General features: G+C 70.0%; 16 protein-coding genes. 5 read left to right on the top strand and 11 right to left on the bottom strand.

Annotation, left to right across the window (positions count from 1 at the left end; translation table 11 throughout):
• Positions 1 to 153 precede the first annotated feature (153 nt).
• Both ACWCRB_RS21515 and ACWCRB_RS21510 read right to left on the bottom strand, forming a co-directional pair.
• Positions 154 to 918: a polysaccharide deacetylase family protein gene (locus tag ACWCRB_RS21515; protein WP_450997555.1), complete on the bottom strand. Its 765-nt coding sequence runs from the start codon at positions 916 to 918 to the stop codon at positions 154 to 156.
• A complete protein-coding gene (locus ACWCRB_RS21510; protein WP_450997554.1) occupies positions 915 to 1,841 on the bottom strand; it encodes a polysaccharide deacetylase family protein in 927 nt (308 codons plus the stop codon). The genes ACWCRB_RS21515 and ACWCRB_RS21510 overlap by 4 nt, the downstream gene beginning before the upstream one ends.
• 27 nt (positions 1,842 to 1,868) lie before the next feature.
• Between ACWCRB_RS21510 and ACWCRB_RS21505 the strand changes: the two genes are divergently transcribed.
• Positions 1,869 to 3,146 (top strand): THUMP-like domain-containing protein, encoded by a 1,278-nt coding sequence (locus ACWCRB_RS21505; protein ID WP_450997553.1) that lies wholly within the window; start codon positions 1,869 to 1,871, stop codon positions 3,144 to 3,146.
• 43 nt (positions 3,147 to 3,189) lie between these two features.
• On the opposite strand, the gene ACWCRB_RS21500 is transcribed toward ACWCRB_RS21505, so the two are convergent.
• From ACWCRB_RS21500 to ACWCRB_RS21480, 5 genes are all read right to left on the bottom strand, one after another.
• Positions 3,190 to 4,440: an RNA polymerase sigma factor gene (locus tag ACWCRB_RS21500; protein ID WP_450997559.1), complete on the bottom strand. Its 1,251-nt coding sequence runs from the start codon at positions 4,438 to 4,440 to the stop codon at positions 3,190 to 3,192.
• A gap of 107 nt (positions 4,441 to 4,547) precedes the next feature.
• Entirely contained in the window at positions 4,548 to 4,904 is a 357-nt protein-coding gene (locus ACWCRB_RS21495) for a YciI family protein (protein WP_450997552.1), read from the bottom strand.
• A gap of 120 nt (positions 4,905 to 5,024) precedes the next feature.
• Positions 5,025 to 6,107 carry an LCP family protein gene (locus ACWCRB_RS21490; protein ID WP_450997558.1) on the bottom strand — a complete coding sequence of 361 codons (1,083 nt, stop codon included), beginning with the start codon at positions 6,105 to 6,107 and terminating at the stop codon, positions 5,025 to 5,027.
• An 87-nt stretch (positions 6,108 to 6,194) separates the two neighbouring features.
• Entirely contained in the window at positions 6,195 to 7,523 is a 1,329-nt protein-coding gene (locus tag ACWCRB_RS21485) for an endo-1,4-beta-xylanase (RefSeq protein WP_450997551.1), read from the bottom strand.
• 142 nt (positions 7,524 to 7,665) lie between these two features.
• Positions 7,666 to 8,718, bottom strand: coding sequence for a LacI family DNA-binding transcriptional regulator (locus ACWCRB_RS21480; protein ID WP_450997550.1), 1,053 nt, complete (start codon positions 8,716 to 8,718; stop codon positions 7,666 to 7,668).
• A 141-nt stretch (positions 8,719 to 8,859) separates the two neighbouring features.
• On the opposite strand from ACWCRB_RS21480, the gene ACWCRB_RS21475 reads away from it, so the two are divergent.
• Genes ACWCRB_RS21475 through ACWCRB_RS21460 form a run of 4 tightly spaced genes read left to right on the top strand, consistent with a single transcriptional unit; the run spans position 8,860 to position 14,357 of the window.
• Positions 8,860 to 10,212: an ABC transporter substrate-binding protein gene (locus tag ACWCRB_RS21475; RefSeq protein WP_450997549.1), complete on the top strand. Its 1,353-nt coding sequence runs from the start codon at positions 8,860 to 8,862 to the stop codon at positions 10,210 to 10,212.
• Positions 10,209 to 11,087, top strand: a complete 879-nt coding sequence (locus tag ACWCRB_RS21470) for a carbohydrate ABC transporter permease (protein ID WP_450997548.1) — start codon at positions 10,209 to 10,211, stop codon at positions 11,085 to 11,087. The genes ACWCRB_RS21475 and ACWCRB_RS21470 overlap by 4 nt, the downstream gene beginning before the upstream one ends.
• A gap of 4 nt (positions 11,088 to 11,091) precedes the next feature.
• Positions 11,092 to 11,994: a carbohydrate ABC transporter permease gene (locus ACWCRB_RS21465; protein WP_450997547.1), complete on the top strand. Its 903-nt coding sequence runs from the start codon at positions 11,092 to 11,094 to the stop codon at positions 11,992 to 11,994.
• A gap of 53 nt (positions 11,995 to 12,047) precedes the next feature.
• Positions 12,048 to 14,357, top strand: a complete 2,310-nt coding sequence (locus ACWCRB_RS21460) for a beta-xylosidase/alpha-l-arabinosidase (protein ID WP_450997546.1) — start codon at positions 12,048 to 12,050, stop codon at positions 14,355 to 14,357.
• Positions 14,358 to 14,385: 28 nt separating this feature from the next.
• On the opposite strand, the gene ACWCRB_RS21455 is transcribed toward ACWCRB_RS21460, so the two are convergent.
• The 4 genes from ACWCRB_RS21455 to pstB all read right to left on the bottom strand — a co-directional run bounded on the left by ACWCRB_RS21455 (position 14,386) and on the right by pstB (position 17,833).
• Positions 14,386 to 15,324: a DUF3152 domain-containing protein gene (locus ACWCRB_RS21455; RefSeq protein ID WP_450997545.1), complete on the bottom strand. Its 939-nt coding sequence runs from the start codon at positions 15,322 to 15,324 to the stop codon at positions 14,386 to 14,388.
• Positions 15,321 to 16,298 (bottom strand): hypothetical protein, encoded by a 978-nt coding sequence (locus ACWCRB_RS21450; RefSeq protein WP_450997544.1) that lies wholly within the window; start codon positions 16,296 to 16,298, stop codon positions 15,321 to 15,323. Before ACWCRB_RS21450 ends, ACWCRB_RS21455 begins: the two co-directional genes overlap by 4 nt.
• A gap of 60 nt (positions 16,299 to 16,358) precedes the next feature.
• Positions 16,359 to 16,862 carry a SigE family RNA polymerase sigma factor gene (locus ACWCRB_RS21445; protein WP_450997543.1) on the bottom strand — a complete coding sequence of 168 codons (504 nt, stop codon included), beginning with the start codon at positions 16,860 to 16,862 and terminating at the stop codon, positions 16,359 to 16,361.
• A gap of 191 nt (positions 16,863 to 17,053) precedes the next feature.
• Entirely contained in the window at positions 17,054 to 17,833 is a 780-nt protein-coding gene (pstB, locus tag ACWCRB_RS21440) for a phosphate ABC transporter ATP-binding protein PstB (RefSeq protein WP_450997557.1), read from the bottom strand.
• Positions 17,834 to 17,918: the final 85 nt, after the last annotated feature.

Below are 17,918 nucleotides of genomic sequence, written 5' to 3'. Positions count from 1 at the left end.
CGATGGGATAGGTCAGGGCCGCGGGACCAGGAACCGCGCGCAAGTACTGAACGCGCTCGTCCTCAAACTCCCCCAGAGGGGGGACCCCCAACGGGCTGGAGATGCCCGCCCCGGCGCTGAAAATGCCCGCCCTCCCTTGCCGGAAACCACAGGTCAGAGATAGTCCTCCAGGCGCGCCACGCTCAGGCCTCTCTCCTGCACCTCCCTGAGCAGCCTCAGTGTCTCTTCGACCTGGGGTGGGCCTACGAGGACGATGGCGCCCGGGCAGAGGGCTGCCCCCTTGGTCCAGAGGAGCACCGCCGATACGCCGCAGTCCGCGGCCGCTCTCAGTGTGGTCGTGTCGTACGTGCCGTAGGGCGGACGGAAGAGGCGGGGGCGGATGCCGAAGCGTTCGCGGAGTTTGTCCTGCTGGCCGCAGATCTCGGCGCGCTGGCCGGCGTACGGCAGGCCCCGCAGGGACTGGTGGTCCAGGGTGTGGTTCTGGACGTTGGCGCCGACCTCGCGCAGGCGGGCGAAGTGGGCGTAGCCCGGGCCCACGACGCTGTCCGTGAGGAACATGCTGACCGGCAGGCGCAGTTCGCGGACCAGGTCGACGAACCGGGGGTCGCGTTCGGCGCCGTCGTCGTAGGTGAGGAAGACGACCTTGTCGCGGGTCGGGATGTGGTCGACGACCGGGGGGAGGCCCAGGCCCGCCGTGCGGAGGCGGGCCCTCGGGTGCGCGGGCGGGGGTGGGGGTGGGGGCAACGGGGCCGGCAGGCCCCAGCGGCGGTAGGCCTGGGGGTCGTCGGGCGCGGAGTCGGCGTGTGCCGCCTTCTCGCCCGGGCGTTCGACGGGGGCCACGGGCCGGGCGCAGGCGGTGGCCGTCGTCGCCAGGAGCGCGGCGGCGAGTGCGGCGGCGGCCAGGGGGCGCGCGGTCACAGGTAGTCCTCCAGGCGGGCCACCGCGTACCCCTTGGCGGTGACGAGCTTCAGGAAGCGGCGGACCATGTCGGGCATCGTGCCCTTCCAGTCCCCCTCGCCCCGGAAGTGGCTGAGGACGATGTCGCCGGGGTGGATGTCCCGGTCCCACTCGCGGTAGTCCCAGTGGTCGGCGAAGACCTCCTCGTTCCAGAGAGGCACGTGCTTCACGCCGCACGACTTCGCGGCGCGCAGGCTGTCCTCGTCGTAGTTGCCGTAGGGCGGGCGGAAGAGGGTCGGGCGGGTGCCGTAGCGCTTCTTGATCACGTCCTGCATGCCGCAGATCTCGGTGCGCTGTTGCTCGTAGGAGAGGGCGGGCAGGTAACGGTGGTGGAGGGTGTGGTTGTTGAGCCCGACACCCAGGTCCCGCATCTTCCTGAAGTAGCCGTAGTCCTCCTTGACCAGGTAGTCGCTGAGGAACGCGGTGTACGGGATCTTCAGTTCGCTCATCATCCGCAGGAACACCGGATCCTTCTCGGCGCCGTCGTCGATCGTGAGGAAGACGATTTTGTGGCGGGTGGGGATCGTGGTGAAGACGGGTGGCAGGCCGCGTTCCTCGTGGTCGTCGACCTCGAAGCCCTTGCGGGTGGCTAGGTGGGGTTTGCGGGCCGGGGGTGGGGGTGCGGTGAGTGGGGGTGCGGTCAGGCCCCAGCGCTTGGCCGTGGCCGTGCGGGCCGCTTGTGCCCGGCCGAGCTTTCGGGCGTATGCGTCCAGGGCGCGGGCCGGGGGTGCGTGGAGGCGGAGTTCCTGGCCGGGGGCGGGGCGGGCGTTCTTCGGCGGGGCGGCGCCATCCGCGCAGGCGGAGGCGAGGGTGGCTGCGGCGAGCGCGAGAATTCCGGCACGGGCCAGTGACCTGTTTTTGTATGTTTGTCCTACCGTTCGCATGGTGCCGGATCTTCCCAGGGCGTGGCCATGGAGTACGGCCGACACCGCCGCCGGAAGCGCGCCGTCCACCGGCTGGCCCACAATGAGGCGGTGAACGACCTCGCCACTCCCCTCTCCGCCTTCGCCGCCCTGCTCACCCCGGCGGGCCGTGCCCTCCTCGACGAGGTGCGCGGTACCGAGCCGGCCCGTGAACTGGCCGTCGCCACCCGGCTGCGCCGCGCGCATCCCGCCGAACTGGTCTCGGCGGCGCTCGGGCAGGAACGGCTGCGACAGCGGGCGGTGGCGAAGTTCGGGGCCGAGGACGCCGGGCGGATGTTCTTCACGCCCAACGGGGTCGAGCAGTCGACTCGGGCGAGCGTGGCCGCGTACCGGGCGGGGCGGTTCAGGGAGTTGGGCGTGACCTCCGTCGCCGACCTGTGCTGCGGGATCGGGGGCGATGCGATCGCGCTCGCCCGGGCGGGTGTTCGTGTTCTCGCCGTGGACCGGGATCCGCTCACCGTCGCCGTCGCGCGCGCGAACGCCGAGGCGCTGGGGATCGGGGAGCTGGTGGAGGTGCGGGAGGCGGATGTCGCGGATGTCGACACGTCCGCCTACGACGCCTTGTTCGTCGATCCGGGGCGGCGTGGTGGGCGGGGACGGATCTTTGATCCCGAGGCGTACTCGCCGCCGTTGTCGTGGGCCGTGGGTGCGGCCATGAAGGCTCCGCTGGCCGCGCTGAAGATCGCTCCCGGGGTGCCGCACGAGGCGATTCCCGGTGAGGCGGGGGCCGAGTGGATCTCGGACGGCGGGGATGTGAAGGAGGCGGTGCTGTGGTTCGGGGCGGAGCCTGGGGGTGGGTCGGTGCGGGCAACTCTGTTGCCGGGGCCGCGTGTTCTGGTGGGGCGGGGGTTGCCCGATCCTCAAGTGCGTTCTGTGGGGCGGTACTTGTACGAGCCTGACGGGGCTGTTATTCGGGCGCATCTGGTGGCGGAGGTTGCCGAGGAGGTGGGTGGGGGGCTTGTCGACGAGACGATCGCCTATGTGACGGGGGATGAGTTGCGGGCCAATTCCTTTGCCTCTGCTTATGAGATCACCGATCAACTGCCGTTTGGGGTGAAGAAGTTGAAGGCGGTGCTTCGGGAGCGGGGGGTTGGGGTGTTGACCGTGAAGAAGCGGGGGTCGGCTGTTGAGCCGGAGGAGTTGCGGAAGAAGATGAAGCTTTCTGGGCCTCATTCTGCGACGGTTTTTCTTACTCGGGTGGCGGGGGCGCCGACTATGTTGATCGGTCAGCCTGTGCGGTGCGCTCCGCGGGATGGGTCGTCGTGAGGCTGCAGGCCGGTGGGGGCTTGTCGCGCAGTTCCCCGCGCCCCTAAGGGGCGCATTCCCTTGCCCTTGTACGTAGCAGGTGCCGTTCCCTTTCGTTCTGGGTCAGGTCCGCTGCTCTTAGGAACTCTGCTCTTGCTTCCTTCTTTCGGCCCAGGCGTTGGAGTAGGTCTCCTCTGACGCTCGGGAGCAAGTGGTAGTCGCGGAGGGCCGGGTCGGTTGTCAGGGGTTCGATGATCTGGAGGGCCTGGGCCGGGCCCTCGGACATCGAGACGGCCACCGCTCGGTTCAACTCGACTACCGGGGACGGGGATCGGGCGGCCAGGGCCGTGTACAGGGCGGCGATGCGGGGCCAGTCCGTGGTGTCGTAGGAGTGGGCGTGGGCGTGGCAGGCGGCGATGGCGGCCTGGAGGGTGTACGGGCCTGGGCCTGATGTCGATGTCGTGGCGCCCGCCGCTTCCGCCCGGGCCAGGGCCGTGAAGCCTCGGGCGATCAGCATGCGGTTCCAGCGGGAGCGGTTCTGGTCCTTGAGGAGCACCGGTTCGCCGGTCGGGCCCGTGCGGGCCGCCGAGCGGGACGCCTGCAGCTCCAACAGGGCTGTCAGCGCGTGCACTTCGGGTTCCTTGGGCATCAGGCCCGACAGCACGCGGGCCAGCCGCAGGGCGTCCTCGCAGAGGGCGGGGCGCAGCCAGTCGTCGCCTGCTGTGGCGGCGTAACCCTCGTTGAAGATCAGGTAGATGACCTCCAGGACCGAGCCGAGACGGGCCTCGCGCTGGGGGCCGTACGGGACTTCAAAGGCGACGTTCTTCGTCGCGAGGGTTCGTTTGGCGCGGACGACGCGCTGGGCGACCGTCGGTTCCGGGACCAGGAAGGCTCGGGCGATCTCCGGGGTGGTGAGGCCGCCGAGGAGGCGGAGGGTGAGGGCGATACGGGCCTCGGCGGACAGCACCGGGTGGCAGGCGGTGAAGACCAGCCGGAGCAGGTCGTCGTCGATGTCGTCGGGGGTGGGGGGTTCGGGGGGTGAGACCGTCGTCTCCAGGTCGCGGCCGATCTCCCGCAGCTTGCGCGCGTACGTCTCGCGGCGGCGGATCAGGTCCACGGCTCGGTGCTTGGCTGTGGTCATGAGCCAGGCGGCCGGGTTGTCGGGGACGCCGTCGCGGGGCCACTGTTCGAGGGCGGCCACCAGGGCGTCCTGGGCCAGTTCCTCGGCGATGCCTATGTCCCGGACCGTGCGGGTGACGGCCGCGATGATGCGGGGGGACTCCAGGCGGAAGACCGTCTCGATGACGGTCGCGATGGGTTCGCTCGGGTCCGTGGTGGGGTGGGTGGGCTGTGTGCGCTTTGGTGTCACAGCCCACCATCAGACACCCCTCGCGGGCTCGGGGCCAAGGAACGCCCGGCCGCTCAGCCCTCGGCGATCTCCCGTACCTCGCAGGTCACCGTCCAGTGCTCCTCGTGCACCTTCAGGAAGCGCTTGGTCCACTCCAGGGCCTCGGCCTTGTCCTTGCACTGCATGATGGCGTAGCCGCCGACGATCTCCTTGGACTCCGTGAAGGGGCCGTCGGTGACGGAGATCCTGCCGTCCTGCCAGTGCACGCGGGTGCCCTGCGCGGTGGGGGTCAGGCCCGCGGTGTCGAGCATCACCCCGGCCTTGGTGATCTCCTCGATCAGCTCACCCATGCGCTGCATCAGCTGGGGGCTGGGGCCTTCAGCGGGGGCGGTGGCCTCGTCGATCTTCACGAGGGAGAGGTAGCGGGGCATGGGTTCCTCCTGGGGCTGTGGCGGGGCCCGGGTCCTTTCCGGGCTCTCACCACCGCGTCGAACGGGGAGGGCCCGGATCGACACGGTCTCCGGAAAACTTTTCCCCCTACTTCGGAGTCGTTACTTCAAAGACGCCCACAGTTCCGCCGCCTCCGGCTCCTCCGCGACCACCCGGTTGGCGTCCGACGCCGCTGTCACCACCGGCATCGTGACCGTCTTCAGTTCGTCCGCCGACAGGCCCTGCAGACTCTGGCCCAGGCTCATCAGTTCGCTGAGGGAGTCCAGGCCCGTGTCCGTGGTCAGGCTGCCCGTCGCCACGTCGGCGACCTTGTACAGCTTGGCCGGGCTGGTCAGCAGGTTCGTCGAGGAGATCTGCTGGAGGAGGGCCTTGACCAGCTTCTGTTGAAGGCCTATTCGGCCCAGGTCGCTGCCGTCGCCTATGCCGTGCCGGGTGCGGGCCAGGGCGAGGGCCTGGGTGCCGTCGAGGTGGTGTTCGCCCGCCGTCAGGTCGAGGTGGCTGTCGTCGTCGTGGATGTCCTCGTCCGTCGTGACCGTGACACCGCCGAGCGCGTCCACCAGGTCCGCGAAACCGGCGAAGTCGATCTCCAGGTAGTGGTCCATGCGCACGTTCGTCATCGACTCGACCGTCTTGACCGCGCAGACCGGGCCGCCGACCGAGTACGCCGTGTTGAACATGACGTTGTACGCCTCCGCCGTCGAACCTCCGTCCGACAGGGGGCAGGACGGCCGCGTGACCAGCGTGTCGCGCGGGATGCTCACGATCGTCGCATTCGTACGGCCCGCGTCCAGGTGGACGACCATCGCGGTGTCCGACCTCGCGCCCTCGCTGCTGCCGCCGCCGAGTGCCTGGTTCCGCTTGCCGCTGCGCGAGTCCGAGCCCAGGACCAGGATGTTCAGCGCCTCGCTCGGGAGCGGTGTCGCCGAGGCGGACGCGCCCGTCGACGGCAGTGCCTGTGTCTTGGCCGGGCGGTTGTCGCCGAGCGCGCTGTTGATGTCGACGCTCTTGATGTTGCGGTTCAGGTGCCAGTACGCGTAGCCCCCGGCCGCCGCTGCGAGCACCAGGGTGCCGGCGAGTGTGAAACCGACGGCCTTCAACCACCGTGACGGCCGCCGGCCCGTCTGCTGGGCCGTCTGTCTCTCCGCGCCCCCGTCGTCGTCCGACGTCTGTTCCTCTTCTCCCATCACAGGGAGGAACGTACGTCCGAATTATTACGAGCGGAGGCCCGTGCCCGGCATTCTTCGGAAAATCTCACACTTCTCAGCCCGGGATCAGCCCAGCGTCACCGTTGGTACGGGGTTGCTCCCGCTCCATGTCCCGTTGAACCCGAAGCTCACCGAACCGCCGCTCGGCACCGTCCCGTTGTACGAGGCGTTGACACAGGTCACCGCCGTCCCCGACTGGGTGCAGGTGGCGTTCCAGGCCTGCGTGAGCTGCTGTCCCGCGCCGTACGTCCAGGTCACCCGCCACGACGACAGCGACCGGCCCGAGCATGTGATCGTCACCTGGCCCGTGAAGCCGGTGTTCCACTGGTTCGGGACCGCGTACGTCGCCGTGCAGCCCTCGGTGGACGGGGTGCCGCCGAGCGACTGGGCTATCGCGTAGTACGCCGGTTTCGGGGTGAAGGTCTCCGTGTACGGGGTCGCCGCGCCGTATCCGTCGAACACGTCCGGGATCCAGGAGTCGGAGTCCGTGAAGCCCCAGACGGTCACGCCGACACACCTCGGCACGGCCACGCACGCGTCCATGACGGCCTTGTAGTCGGCCGCCTGCTGGGTCAACTTGGCGTCCGTGGCGGGGAGTTGCATACGGATGTCCAGTTCCGTGATCGCCACGTCCACGCCCAGATCGGCGAAGCGCTGGATGTTCTGCTGGAGGGTCGACGGGTACTGGCCGAGGATCAGGTGGGCCTGGAGCCCTACCCCGTCGATCGGTACTCCGCGCTCCTTCAGGGACTTGACCAGGTTGTACAGGGCCGTGCTCTTCGCGTTGACGCCCTCGACGTTGTAGTCGTTGATGTAGAGCTTCGCGGTCGGGTCGGCGGCCCTCGCCCAGGTCAGGGCCTGGGCGATGTAGTCGGTGCCGAGGTTGGTGGACCAGAGCGTGGAGCGGTACGTGCCGTCCTCGTTGAAGGGCTCGTTCACGACGTCCCAGGCCGCCAACTGGCCCTTGTAGCGCGTGACTTCGGTGGTGATGTGGTTCTGGAGGATGGTGCTGAGCTGGGCGGGGGTCCAGGTGCCGTTCGTCAGCCAGCTGGGGTTCTGGCTGTGCCAGACCAGGGTGTGGCCGCGGATCTGTTGGCTGTGGGCCTGGGCGAAGGTGACTATCTGGTCGGCCTCGGTCCAGTTGTAGGTGCCTTGGGTGGGCTCTACGGATTCCCACTTCATGGCGTTGCCGGGGGTCAGGGAGTTGAACTGGGTTCCGGCTATGTCGCCGTAGGAGCCGGTGAGTTTGCCTCCGGTGACTGCGGTGCCGATGACTTTGTTCTTGGCTGTGGCGAGGTCTCGCAGTGGGGGGTCTTCGGCGTGTGCCGAGGTTGCCGTCCCGGCGAGGAGCAGTGCGGCGGTGAGGAGGGTTAAGGCTGTTCTGGAGGGTCTCATGCGGGTGCCTCCGAAAGTTTCGGTTGGTGTACCGATTGATTTCGGGGCAGTGTGGGGGGAGTTGTGTTGGGCGTCAATGGGTTGTGTTTCGGGTGCGGGTGCGTTGTGGCTTGTCGCGCAGTTCCCCGCGCCCCTAGGTCTGTCAGCTCACCGGCGGTGCCCCCGTACTGTTTCTCACCACCAGGCTTGTTGCCAGTTCCACCCGTGTCGCGCCCGGTGTGCCCTCCACTCGGCCTAGGTCCAGAACCAGCTTCGCTGCCGTTTCCGCCATTTCCATCAAGGGCTGGCGGACCGTCGTCAACGGCGGGCCTACCCAGCGGGCGATCGGGAGGTCGTCGAAGCCGACGACGCTGAGGTCCTCCGGGATGCGTAGGCCCAGTTCGCGAGCCGCCTCGTACAGGCCCAATGCCTGGAGGTCGTTGCCGGCGAAGACCGCGGTCGGGCGGTTCGGGGAGCGGAGGAGTTCGAGGCCGGCCCGGTAGCCCGTCTCGTGGTGGAAGTCGCCCACCTTGAGGAGGTCGGGGTCGACCGGGAGGCCCGCCGTTTCCAGGGCGGCGCGGTAGCCGTCCACGCGGGCGCGGCTGCACATCATGCGGGACGGGCCGCTGATCGACGCGATGCGGGTGTGGCCGAGTTCGACCAGGTGACGGGTGGCCGCCAGGCCGCCCTGCCAGTTGGTCGCGCCGACCGAGGGCACGTCGTCGCCGGGGTCGCCCGCCGGGTCCATCACCACGAACGGGATGGAGCGGCTGGTCAGCAGCGCCCGCTGGGACTCGTCCAGGCCGGACAGGACGAGGATCACGCCGTGCGGGCGGCGGGCCGCGACCTGGTCGGCCCAGGTGCGGCCGGGAGTGAGGCGGCCCGCGCTCTCGGAGAGGACGACGCTCAGGCCCTCCTCCCGCGCCGCGTTCTCCACACCCCGGATGACCTCCATAGCCCACGCGCTCTCCAGCTCGTGGAAGACCAGGTCGATGAGTGGTGAGCGGGTTGCCTCGGCGCGGCGGCGCCGGTAGCCGTACGCCCGCAGCAGGTCCTCGACGCGGGTCCGGGTCGCGGGGGCGACGTCGGCGCGGCCGTTGAGCACCTTCGAAACAGTCGGAGCGGAGACGCCTGCCTCGCGGGCGATCTCGGCGAGCGTCGCGGTCTGGGTGGACTGCGGTGTCGTCTGCGTTTCAGCGGGTTTCGAGGGTCTCATGGCCGCGATCGTATCCCTGCGCGACCTCTTGACGAAGCCCCTGTCCCACCATAAGTTCCCGGAACATTCGAAGTACCACCCGAAAGATTCGTACAGAGACTCAGTCAGGTTTCGGTCAGAACATTCGCGAGAGGTGCTGTCATGGAGTCCAACAGAGGGCGGTCCACCGGTGCCACAGGTGCCACCGGTACGGCGTTCAGTCGGCGCTGGGTGCTCGGCGCCGGTGCGTCCGCCCTGCTCACCACCGGGCTGAGCGCGTGCGGCTCGGGTGAGGGTTCGGGCGGGGGCGGGGGGACCATCACCGCGTTCGTGTACGGGGACGACGCCGTGAAGGTGCAGCAGGCGGCCGTCGACCGGTTCAACAAGTCAGCCGCCAGCAGGACGGCCAAGGGCAAGGTCAAGCTGGAGAAGATCCCGGGCTCGGACTATCTGCCCAAGCTGCGTACGGCGATGGGGTCGCCGAGTGCCCCGGACGTCTTCTTCAACTGGGGCGGCGGCTCCATCAAGGCGTACCAGGCCGCCGGGAAGATCGTCGACCTGACCGACACCATCGAGAACGACCCGGTGCTGAAGAACGGCTTCCTGCCCTCCGTACTCGCCGCCGGTGACCTCAAGGGCCGCCACTACGGCATACCGATGCGCGGGATGCAGCCGGTGATCCTCTTCTACAACAAGTCCGTCTTCGCCGAGCAGAAGCTCCAACCGCCCACCACCTGGGACGAGTTGCTCGACATCAACACCAAGCTGAAGAAGGCGAAGATCACTCCGTTCGCCCTCGGCGGCTCCGATGTCTGGCCCGAGTTGATGTGGCTGGAGTATCTGGTCGACCGGATCGGCGGGCCCGAGGTCTTCAGGCGCATCCAGGACGGCGACGCGGAGGGCTGGGGCGACCCGGCGGTCCTGAAGGCCGCCGAGATGGTGAAGGAACTCATCGACGACGGCGCCTTCGGCTCCAAGTTCACCTCGGTGTCGTACGTCAACGGCGGCGCCCCGGCCGTCTTCGCCAAGGGCAAGGCCGCGATGCACCTGATGGGCTCGTGGGAGTACTCGACGCAGCTCGGCAAGTTCCCCGACTTCGCCAAGTCCAACCTGGGCTGGGCGGCCTTCCCGAAGATCGAGGACGGCGTCGGCGACGTCCGCAACGTCGTCGGCAACCCCACCAACTACTGGTCCATCAACCCCCGTACGCAGAACAAGGACGCGGCGATCGCGTTCCTCAAGGACTGCGCGTCCGAGGCGTACGCGAAGGACCTGGTCGCCCTCGGCGACGTCCCGACCACCTCCAACGCGGCGGCGCTGCTGTCCTCCGCGCCCAACCCGGAGTACGCGAAGTTCCAGTACGACATGGTCCAGCAGGCACCGGCGTTCACGCTCTCCTGGGACCAGGCACTCGGCGACGAGCTGGGCACCAAGATGCACACGGAGATCGGGAAGCTGTTCACGGGCAAGTCGTCGCCCAGTCAGTTCGTGTCGGCCTGCAAGGGGTTGAAGTGAGCGTCACGGACAAGGCCGTGAGCGGTGTGCGGGCCGGGCGGCCGAGTGCCGTCTGGGCGCTGCCCGCAGTGCTCTTCTTCACCTTCTTCGCGGTCGTCCCGATGGCCCTTGCCTTCTATCTCTCCTTCACCAAGTGGGACGGTCTCGGCGACCCGAAGCCGGTCGGGCTCGCCAACTGGCAGAAGCTGCTGGACGATCCGCGCCTGACCCAGTCGCTCACCCTCACCGTCCTTCTCACGGCGGCCAGTTGGGCGTTCCAGACGGTCGTGGCGCTGCTGCTCGGGGTGTGGGCGGCGGGCCGGCAACGCAACCGGGCGGTGCTCTCGGCGATCTTCTTCGTGCCGTTCCTGCTCTCCTCGACCGCCATCTCGGTGCTGTTCTACGCGCTGCTCGACCCGAACTTCGGCATCATCCAGAAGGACACGCTCGGCTCGTCCAGCGGGGCGTTCCTCGCCATCGTGTTCGTCGGCGGCTGGCAGTTCATCCCGTTCCACACGCTGATCTACCAGGGCGGGGCCCGGCAGATTCCCCAAGTCCTGTACCAGGCCGCGGCAATTGACGGCGCGGGGCGCTACCGCCAGTTCTTCTCGATCACGCTCCCGCAGCTGCGGCACACGATCACGACGTCCACCGTGCTGATCGTCGTCGGTTCGCTCACGTACTTCGAGACGGTGCTCATCCTGACGAAGGGCGGGCCGGGCACGGACACGGCGATCCTGCCGTACCTGATGTACGAGGCGGGCTTCAAGACGTACGACTTCGGCTACGCGAGCGCCATCGCGTCCGCCCTCGTGCTGACCGCCACCGGGCTGTCCCTGCTGCTCGTCCGGCTGACCGGTTTCGGCGGCATGCGCAGTACGCGCGAAGGGATGTGACGGAGTGTCACACGATACGCTCCCCCGCCCGACGGCCACCGACAAGCGCCCGGAGCGGCCACAGGCGGAGAGTCGGCGGCGTCGGCACTGGACCAGGCGCGCCAACCCGCTTGCGGGCCTCGGCTCGATCGTCTGGCTGGTGATCGTTCTCGTCCCGATCTACGCCATGCTGTCGGCCTCGCTCACGAGCCAGGACAAGTCCCTCACCGGCAACCCCCTGAAACCGCCCACCGATCCGACCCTCGACAACTACAACACCGTCCTCAACTCGGGCTTCGGACATCTGCTCAGCAACACGGTGATCGTGGCCGTCACGGTCGTGGGCATCGTCCTCGGGCTCTGTGTCCCGCTCGCGTACGTCGCCGTCCGCACCCGCACCCGCTGGTCGGGCGCGGCCTTCCGGCTGTTCCTGCTCGGGGTGGCGATCCCGGCGCAGGCGGTCGTGGTCCCCCTGTACCTCCTGATCGCCAAACTCGACCTGTACGACAGCCTGTTGGCGGTGATCCTGCCGACGGCTGCCTTCGCGATGCCGGTCTCGGTGCTGGTCCTCACGGGCACCCTGCGGGACATCTCCGAGGATCTGTACGAGGCGATGGCCCTAGACGGCGCCTCTCCCCTGCGCATGCTGTTCCAGCTGACGATCCCCCTGGCCAAGGGCGGTATCAGCACCGTCGTGATCTACGCGGCCCTGCAGGCCTGGAACGGCTTCCTCTTCCCCCTGATCTTCACCCAGTCCGACGAACCCCGCGTCCTCACCCTCGGCCTCTTCAACTACGTGAGCCAGTTCGGCGTGAACATCCCCGCCCTGCTCGCGTCGGTCGTCCTCTCCGGTATCCCGATCTTCGCCGTCTATCTGGTGGCCCGGCGAGCGCTGATCGGCGGCCTGATGGGCGTGGGCGGCAAATGAGCGGCACCGATGACGGCGCATTCCGTCAACTCGCAGACCCTGACAGGAGTTTCATGACGACGACCGCCCCCTGGCGTGACCGGGCCCTGTCCACCGACGCCCGTGTCGACGACCTGCTCTCCCGGATGACCCTGGAGGAGAAGACCGCCCAGCTGTACGGCGTGTGGGTGGGCGCCTCGACGGACGGCCACGGCGTCGCCCCGCACCAGCACGACATGACCGCCGACTACACGTGGGACGAGCTGATCACCCGTGGCCTGGGCCAGCTCACGCGCCCCTTCGGTACGGCCCCCGTGGACCCGGCGCTGGGCGCGCAGGCACTGGCCCGCGCCCAGCGCCGGATAGCGGAGGCGGGCCGTTTCGGCATCCCGGCACTGGCCCACGAGGAGTGCCTGGCGGGCTTCACGGCCTGGCAGGCGACCGCGTACCCGGTCCCGCTGGCCTGGGGCGCCACCTTCCACCCCGAGCTGGTGGAGGAGATGGCGGCCCGTATCGGCCGCGACCTCGCCTCGGTCGGCGTCCACCAGGGCCTCGCCCCGGTCCTGGACGTCGTACGGGATCCGCGCTGGGGCCGGGTGGAGGAGACGATCGGCGAGGACCCGTATCTGGTGGGGACGATCGGGTCGGCGTACGTGCGGGGTCTTGAGTCGGCGGGGATCATCGCCACGCTGAAGCACTTCGCCGGGTACGCCTCCTCCGCCGGCGCCCGCAATCTCGCTCCCGTCCGGGCGGGCGTGCGGGAGTTCGCGGACGTGACACTCCCCCCGTTCGAGATGGCGCTGCGCGAGGGCGGGGCGCGTTCCGTGATGGCCGCCTACAACGAGACGGACGGTGTCCCGGCCTCCGCCGATGCGCAGCTCCTCACCCAACTCCTGCGCGAGGACTGGGGGTTCACGGGCACGGTCGTCTCGGACTACTTCGGCGTCGGCTTCCTGGAGACCCTGCACCGGGTCGCCGGTACGCCGGCCGAGGCCGCCCATGTCGCCCTGGCCGCCGGCATCGATGTCGAGCTGCCGACGATCCGGAGCTACGGCGACGCGCTCGTGGCGGCCGTACGGGCGGGAGACGTACCGGAGTCGCTGGTAGACCGGGCGGTGCGCCGGGTGTTGGCCCAGAAGTGCGAGCTGGGGCTGCTGGACGAGGACTGGCGGCCCGAGCCGGACGGCGGGCCGATCGACCTGGACTCGGCCGGGAACCGGGCGCTGGCCAGGCGGTTGGCCGAGGAGTCGGTGGTGCTGCTCGACAACCCGGACGGGCTGCTCCCGCTCGCCCCGGACACGCGGATCGCGGTCATCGGGCCCAGGGCGGCGGACTCCCTGGCCATGCTGGGGTGCTACTCGTTCCCCTCGCATGTCCTGCCCAGCCATCCGGAGACCCCGGTGGGGCTCGACATCCCCACCCTCCTGGAATCCCTGCGCGCCGAACTCCCGGACGCCAAGGTGACGTTCGCGGAGGGCTGCGACACCTCGGGGCCGGACACGGGCGGCTTCGAGGAGGCGGTGGCGCGGACCGCCGAGGCGGATGTGTGCGTGGCGGTACTGGGCGACCGGGCCGGCCTGTTCGGGCGGGGTACGTCCGGCGAGGGGTGCGATGCCGCCGACCTGCAACTTCCTGGCGTACAGGCCGAGTTGCTGGACGCGCTCGTGTCGACGGGGGTGCCGGTGGTGCTCGTGCTGCTCACCGGACGGCCGTACGCGCTGGGGCGCTGGCACGGTCAACTCGCTTCAGTGGTCCAGGCGTTCTTCCCGGGGGAGGAGGGCGGCCCGGCGGTCGCGGGAGTGCTGTCGGGCCGCGTCACCCCGTCGGGACGGCTGCCGGTGAGCGTGCCGAGGGAGCGCGGGGGCCAGCCATGGACGTATCTCCAGCCGCCGCTGGGGCTCGCGGGCGAGGTGAGCAGTCTGGACCCGACCCCGCTGTATCCCTTCGGGCACGGGCTCTCGTACACCTCGTTCGCCTGGGAGGACCTCGATGAGGGCGGTCCTGCCGAGATCGGGACGGACGGGTCGTACGACGTGTCGGTGACCGTCCGGAACACGGGGGCGCGGGCCGGGGCCGAGGTCGTGCAGCTGTATCTGCACGATCCGGTGGCCTCGGTGACCCGGCCCGATGTCCGGCTGATCGGTTATGAGCGGCTGGAGTTGGCGCCGGGGACCGCGCGCCGGGTGACGTTCCGGTTCCACGCGGATCTGTCGGCGTTCACGGACCGCGCGGGGCGGCGGGTCGTCGAACCGGGGACGTTGGAACTGCGGTTGGGGGCGTCGAGTGCGGATGTGCGGCACACGGCCCGGGTGCGACTGGTGGGCGCGGTAAGGGAGTTGGGGGCGGAGCGGCGGCTGCGGTGCGAGACGGAGGTCGGCCCTTAGCGGGCCGGTCCCCTCTCCTCCGCCTCCGCTACGGCACAGCGGGGCCGTCCAGGTAGCGGCCCTGCGAGTCGTACGGCCAGGCGTTGGAGACGCAGCCCTTGAGGCCGTCGATCTGCTGCATCATCGCGGGCGCCGGTTGGCCCGGACCCGGGCAGGTCAGATGGCCTCGGTCCAGCCAGTGGCCGACCTCGTGGTTGACGATCAGGGCGCGGTACTCGGTCGCCGGACCGTCGAACTGGGGGGAACCCAGCTGCCAGCGCTTGAGGTTGATCACCACGTTGACGCCGGCCCGGCAGTTGACCTCGCCGATGTGTTCCGGCTGCCGGACGTTGCACAGCTTGTCCGTGGTGGCCGCGGTGGCGACCTTGAACGTCAACTCGGCTTCGGCTCCGGTGACTTGGCGGAAGCGTGCCCCTGCCTGCCGCCAGCCTCGCTGGTCGTTGAGGATGGCGCCGATCTGGCGGGCCGCGTCCTTCGGGTCGACGCCCGCGCCGTCCTCGACCTGGACGCGGAAGGGCGTACCGGAGGCGGGCCCGGTGACGACGACCGGGGCCGTGTCGAAGGTGCCGGGGCCGGAGGCGGGGATGGTGGGCGTCGAGGAGGAGCCCTTCCCGGACCCCGAAGTGCCGGTGGCGCTCGGGGACTTGGGGGTCTTGGGCGACTCGGAGGGGTCGGGGGACCCGGCGACGGTGGAGTCGTCGGGGGGCGAACTCGTGGCGCCCTGTGTCGCGGGCGTTCCCGGGTCCTGGGTGGGCTCGGCCGTCGTCCGGACCGACTCCGGAGAACTGGCCCGTGACGACGCGTTGTCCGGCAGCAGTCGGGGCAGGAGCAGCGGCACCGCCGCCGTACCCAGCGCGGCGAGACAGACCGTGGCGCCGATCGCGCCGAGCCGGACCCGCTGCTTGCGTCGCCGCCGTAAGGCGATCCGGCCGCGCGGACCGTCCACTGCACGTCGTTGCTCACTCATCGGGAGGAACCGCCTGTCTCGCTCGTGCTGTCGGTACCGCTCGGATCGCTTGCCAAGGAGGGCTCGGCGGTGGGGGGTTCGGTCGTGGCGGGCGCGGTCGCGGCCGGGGGGGACGGGGCGTCGGATGCCTCGCCCAAGGGGTCCGCCTCAGCCTCCGCCGCGTCCAACGCCCGCTCCTTCGCCTGGTCCCTCACCTCGGCCAGCAGTGCCTTCGCGCCTGCCGCGGCCACCAGCTGGTCGACGGTGACGGGCGGGGAGACCTTGGCGTCGGTGTCCGGGGTGACGGTCAGGTTCACGGTGCTCTCCGCGTAGCGGTAGCTGACGCTGAAGGACCGGCCGCCCCACAGCGCGCCGCCCGACACGATGACCCGCGCCTCGCTGCCGTCGGGCAGCGAGGCCGTACTGCAGGTCGTGGCCGTCTCGGGCAGGTCCGAGCACTCGGCGAGGCCGCCCCCTCCCGGCATGACCTGGAAGGTCACGGGGAAGATGTGGCCCTTCAGCCGGCCGGCGAAGTGGTCCGCGCCGTTCGGGGTGACGGTCCCGATCAGGTCACCCAGCGCCCGGGTCAGGGCCTCCGCCGTCCGCGCCCCGCGAACCGCGTCCTCCGAGGCCGAGGCCGCGGGCATCGGCGCTGTCACGGAGGGGGCGGGGGACGGCACGGCCGACGTCCGGGACGCGGTGGGCGGTGCGGCCGCCGGGCTGACGGGCTGCGACGCGGCGCTGCCCAGGCCGCCGAGCGCGGCCGAGCCGATGCCCCCGACCGCCAGGACCCCGACGACCGCGCCGACCACGGCGAGCCGCGCGCGGATCCGGCGGAGCCTGCCCAGCCGTACCGCCTCCTGTGTCAGATCGGGCAGCGGCGCGAGACCGGCGGCCGCCCTTTCCATCAGTTCCCTCAGCTCCCCGACGAGCGCGTCGTCGGGGACGGCGTCCGGCTCGGGCCCGTGCGGGCGGCCGGGTGGCGTGTCGTGCACGGAAGTTCCTCTCTGACGCGGCAGATCGGGCGATGTACGGAGGGACAGGGGGCCGGGGAGTCAGTACTCGGCGGTGTACACATGGGCGTCGCCCAGCTCCGCGCGCAGCCGGGTCAGGGAGCGCGAGCACTGGCTCTTGACCGTGGACTCGCTGCACCGCAGCTGCGCGGCCACCTCCGACACGCTCAGGTCCTCCCAGTAGCGCAGGACGACCATCGCCCTTGCCCGGGGCGGGAGTTCACCGAGCGCGGCCATGAGCGTGACGCGCAGATCGGGTCTGGGCGCGGCGGGCGCGGGGTCGGGGCGGGAGTGGGCGAGCAGGTCGCGCAGCCGCCTCCGGCGCTCGTGCAGGAACAGCCGGGTCAGGACGGTACGGGCGTAGGCGTCGAGGTGGTCGGCCCGGCTCGCCCGGTGCCAGTGCTGGAAGAGGCGGGCCAGCGTGGACTGCACCAGGTCGCGGGCGTGCTCGCGGTCGCCGCAGAGCAGATACGCCGTCCGGTACAGGCGCTGCCGGCCCGCCCGCGCGTACTCCTCGAAGTCCCGCTGCCGGACCGTCGCCGACATCCACCCTCCCGTTTCCCGTCATGCGTATCGCTGAGGCTGTGGCGATGGCAGTTGCTATGGCTCACGTGCCTCATACGCATCACGCCCCTCACACGCCTCACAGGTCTCGCCCTCACCTGTTCTTGAGCGTGCTCGGGGCGGAAAGGTTGAAGGGGTTGCGGAAAAAGTTTCGGGGCTCGGGACTTTCGGGCTCAGCCGAAGCGGCCCGCCACGTAGTCCGCCGTGCGCTGGTCCTTCGGGGAGCCGAAGACGTCGTCGGTGGGGCCGTGTTCGACGATGCCGCCGGGCGTGCCCTGTTCGGCGAGGAAGAACGCGCACTGTTGGGATACGCGGGCGGCCTGCTGCATGTTGTGGGTGACGATGACGACGGTCACCTGGCCGGCGAGTTCGTGGATGGTCTCCTCGACGCGGCGGGTGGAGGTGGGGTCGAGGGCCGAGCAGGGTTCGTCCATCAGCAGCACCCGTGGGCGGACCGCCAACGCCCGTGCGATGCACAGACGTTGCTGCTGACCGCCGGAGAGCGCGCCGCCGGGCTGCCGGAGCCGGTCGCGCACCTCCTTCCAGAGGCCCGCCCGGGTCAGCGACTCCTCCACCAGCTCGTCCTTCGCGCGACGACTTGTCCGCGCCCCGGTCAGCCGCAGGCCGGCCACCACGTTGTCGTAGATCGACATGGCAGGGAACGGGTTCGGCTTCTGGAAGACCATGCCGATGCGGCGCCGCGCGTCGGTCAGCCGCCAGGACGGGTCGTAGATGTCCTCGCCGTCGAGGAGCACCTCGCCCGCGAGCGCCGCCGCCGGGATCATCTCGTGCATCCGGTTGAGCGTGCGCAGGAACGTCGACTTGCCGCAGCCGGAGGGCCCGATGAGCGCGGTGACCTGCCCGGCGGGCATGGTGAGCGAGACATGGCTGAGCACCTGGTGACCGCCGAACCAGGCCGCCACGTCACGGGCTTCGAGCGTGGCGGGAGTCATGGTCGCGGTCGCCGGACCGGCCGGTGCCGGGGGCAGGACGATCGTGTCGGTCAGGGAGTCGGTCACGTCGGGTACCTCACAGGAG

The organism is Streptomyces sp. NPDC002156 (genome assembly GCF_053593675.1).
This window is presented reverse-complemented; position numbering and strand designations above follow the sequence as displayed.

What these genes read in the sequence shown, in the direction of transcription:
- ACWCRB_RS21510 (WP_450997554.1), bottom strand. Translation starts at nt 1,841, where the DNA reads ATGCGAACGGTAGGACAAACATACAAAAACAGGTCACTGGCCCGTGCC.
- ACWCRB_RS21505 (WP_450997553.1), top strand. Translation starts at nt 1,869, where the DNA reads ATGGAGTACGGCCGACACCGCCGCCGGAAGCGCGCCGTCCACCGGCTG.
- ACWCRB_RS21495 (WP_450997552.1), bottom strand. Translation starts at nt 4,904, where the DNA reads ATGCCCCGCTACCTCTCCCTCGTGAAGATCGACGAGGCCACCGCCCCC.
- ACWCRB_RS21490 (WP_450997558.1), bottom strand. Translation starts at nt 6,107, where the DNA reads ATGGGAGAAGAGGAACAGACGTCGGACGACGACGGGGGCGCGGAGAGA.
- ACWCRB_RS21485 (WP_450997551.1), bottom strand. Translation starts at nt 7,523, where the DNA reads ATGAGACCCTCCAGAACAGCCTTAACCCTCCTCACCGCCGCACTGCTC.
- ACWCRB_RS21480 (WP_450997550.1), bottom strand. Translation starts at nt 8,718, where the DNA reads ATGAGACCCTCGAAACCCGCTGAAACGCAGACGACACCGCAGTCCACC.
- ACWCRB_RS21475 (WP_450997549.1), top strand. Translation starts at nt 8,860, where the DNA reads ATGGAGTCCAACAGAGGGCGGTCCACCGGTGCCACAGGTGCCACCGGT.
- ACWCRB_RS21460 (WP_450997546.1), top strand. Translation starts at nt 12,048, where the DNA reads ATGACGACGACCGCCCCCTGGCGTGACCGGGCCCTGTCCACCGACGCC.
- ACWCRB_RS21455 (WP_450997545.1), bottom strand. Translation starts at nt 15,324, where the DNA reads ATGAGTGAGCAACGACGTGCAGTGGACGGTCCGCGCGGCCGGATCGCC.
- ACWCRB_RS21445 (WP_450997543.1), bottom strand. Translation starts at nt 16,862, where the DNA reads ATGTCGGCGACGGTCCGGCAGCGGGACTTCGAGGAGTACGCGCGGGCG.
- pstB (WP_450997557.1), bottom strand. Translation starts at nt 17,833, where the DNA reads ATGACTCCCGCCACGCTCGAAGCCCGTGACGTGGCGGCCTGGTTCGGC.